Annotated in this window: 2 protein-coding genes and 1 pseudogene; all 3 read right to left on the bottom strand. The window is 31.3% G+C overall.

The features are described from left to right. Positions 1-241: pseudogene (locus Q4E08_RS06180) on the bottom strand (beta-methylgalactoside transporter); the annotation flags it as partial. Positions 242-256: 15 nt separating this feature from the next. Beyond that, positions 257-1,756 carry a galactose/methyl galactoside ABC transporter ATP-binding protein MglA gene (mglA, locus tag Q4E08_RS06185; RefSeq protein WP_303129435.1) on the bottom strand — a complete coding sequence of 500 codons (1,500 nt, stop codon included), beginning with the start codon at positions 1,754-1,756 and terminating at the stop codon, positions 257-259. A 110-nt stretch (positions 1,757-1,866) separates the two neighbouring features. Next, positions 1,867-2,913, bottom strand: coding sequence for a galactose ABC transporter substrate-binding protein (locus tag Q4E08_RS06190; RefSeq protein WP_303129436.1), 1,047 nt, complete (start codon positions 2,911-2,913; stop codon positions 1,867-1,869). Positions 2,914-3,046: the final 133 nt, after the last annotated feature.

Raw genomic sequence — 3,046 nt, forward strand, 5'->3', positions numbered from 1 at the left:
AAATACGTCCTGCTGAAAGGTCAGTTCCTTGTAATACTATAAGACCTGCAACTCCAAGTGCTAATATACCACGAGTTGATGCTTGACTTAATATGTTAGTAAGATTTTTAAATGATAAGAATGATGGTTCTTTTATTACAAAGAATATAATCATCATTGCAAGTACTATATATAAAGCATAATTAACCATAAAGGTTTTAAATTTTTCTTTATTAAAATTATTATTTTTAACATTCTCCATAAATTCCACCCCACTTTAAATATACTTAGCTGCAAGTTCCATAATCTTTTCTTGATTAAGTTTTTCTGTATCTTCTATTCCTGCGATTCTTCCGTTTGACATAACAAGTATTCTATCGCAAATACCAAGAAGTTCTGGCATTTCAGAAGAAACAACTATTATTCCTTTTCCTTTATTAGCTAAGTCTATAATTAGCTGATATATTTCATATTTGGCACCAACATCTATACCTCTAGTAGGTTCATCTAATAAAAGTATTTCAGGATTAGTTAATAGCCATCTTCCTATAATTACCTTTTGTTGGTTACCACCAGATAAAGTTCTAATTTGAGTTTTTTGATTAGGAGTTTTAACTCTCATACTATCAATAACCCATTTAGTATCATCTGTCATTTGCTTATTATTAAGGACACCACTTTTACTATAATTATCTATGTTAGCAATAGTAGCATTAAACTTTATATCAAGTCCCCCAAAGATTCCATTTGCTCTACGTTCTTCAGTTAATAATGCAAAACCATTTTTTATAGCTGTTCTAGAATCCTTGTTGTTAACTTTCTTTCCATTTAAAATAATTTCCCCTTCATTATGATGAGCTATTCCAAATATTGTCTCAAGAAGTTCTGTTCTCTTAGAACCTACAAGTCCTGCTACACCTAAAATTTCACCCTTCCTAAGCTCAAAAGAAGCATCTATTATAGAAGGTTGATAAGTACCAGTTAGATTTTTAACTTCTAATATAACCTCACTTGGCTCGTTAGTCTTTGGTGGAAAACGATTTGTTAAATCACGACCAACCATAAGTTTTATTATTTTATCTGTTGTCAAATTTTTAGCTGGTATAGTATCTATCCACTTTCCATCTCTCATTATAGTTACATCATCGGATATTTGAAGTATTTCCTCCATTTTATGAGATATATAAATAATTCCGCATCCTTTTTTTCTTAATTTATTTATAATTTCAAAAAGATGATCAACTTCTTCTTGAGTTAATGATGATGTTGGCTCATCAAGAACTAATATTTTTGCATTATAAGAAGCTGCCTTTGCAATTTCAACCATTTGTCTTTGTGATACTGAAAGTTTCGCCATTTTTATTCTTGGATCCACATCTATTCCTAAATCATCAAATATTTTCTTAGTTTCTTCATACATTATTTTTTGACTTACAAAACCACCTTTTCCAGGATATCTTCCAAGCCAAATATTATCCATTACATCTCTTTGAAGAACTTGATTTAACTCTTGGTGAACCATTGATACACCATTCTCCATAGCTTGTTTTGGATTTGAAAACTTACACTCTTTTCCATCTATTAATATTTTACCTTCATCCTCTATATAAACACCGAATAAACACTTCATTAAGGTTGATTTACCTGCTCCATTTTCCCCCATTAGAGCATGTACAGTTCCTGGCCTTACTTTAAGTTGTACATTATCTAAAGCCTTTACTCCTGGAAAGCTTTTGCATATGTTTGTCATTTCTAATATATACTTTGCTTTTTCCATAACCCTTGCTTTCACCTACTTTTTTGCTTATTTATAAGTTGCACTACATTATTTTTTATAATGCAGTGCAACTTTAATTTTACTTACTATATTTCAAACTTTTTGTATAATTACTTTTTGTTAGTATATTCTTGGTATGGAATACGAACTGCTATACCTGAATCATCAAATTTATACTCAGTTCCTTCAATTCCACTCTTACCTTCTGCTAAGTTCATTCCACATTCATAAAGAGCTTTAGCCATAGCTGGTGCATCTTGAAGAACTGAACCTGTCATGAAACCTTTTGATATTAAATCTTGAGCTGCTGCTGTAGCATCAACTCCAACTACAGGAATTGTTTTCTTCTCATCTCCATTGTTATATCCTTGAGCTTGAAGAGCTGCTATAGCACCTTGAGCCATACCATCATTATTTGCGATTACAACTTCAATTTCATCATTATATCTTGAAAGCCATGCTTCCATAGCATTTTGAGCTTGTGCTTGATCCCAGTTACAAACTTGGTGAGCCACTTGTTTAACTTTTATTCCAGCATCTTTAATTGTTGATACTGAATATTCAGTTCTAGCTATAGCTTCTGGATTATCTGGTTCACCTTGTAACATTACATATTGCATTACTCCATCACCATTTTTATCTAAAGCTTTATTTGCTTTCCATTCTTTTTCTAATATTTTTCCTTGTAAAACTCCAGCTTCTTTTGCATTTGTTCCAACAAACATAGCCTTATCATATGATTTTATAGCTTTAGCTTCTGGTTCTCTGTTAAATAAAACAACTGGAACTTCTTCACCCTTAATTTTATCTATAACTGCTTGTGCAGCTCCTGTATCAACTAAGTTAACCATTAATAAATCAACATCTTTTTGTAATAATGTATCAATACTATCATTTTGAGTAGCTTGGTCACCTTTACCATCAACAAATTCGAATTCAACTTTTCCTGCATTTTCTGATTGAATCTTTTCTAAACTTTGACGAACTGTTGAAATATAAGTATCATCAAATTTATATAAACAAACTCCAACTTTTACTGGATCACCTTCTCCTCCAGCTGCTCCCCCAGTTGCCTTTTCTCCACCACAACCTGCAAGTACTCCTCCAATCATCATTGTTGCCATTGCCATAGCGACTAACTTCTTAACTTTTACCATATTAACCCCTCCATATAAAATTCAAATTATTCAAACTTTGTTTACGTTTCCATTATATTTTCATATTCCTTTTTTATCCATATAAAATTCTTAACAATTATATCGAAATTCTACTATCTTTATATAAAAATTT

The organism is Clostridium sp., assembly GCF_030532265.1.
Taxonomy (GTDB): Bacteria; Bacillota; Clostridia; order Clostridiales; family Clostridiaceae; genus Clostridium.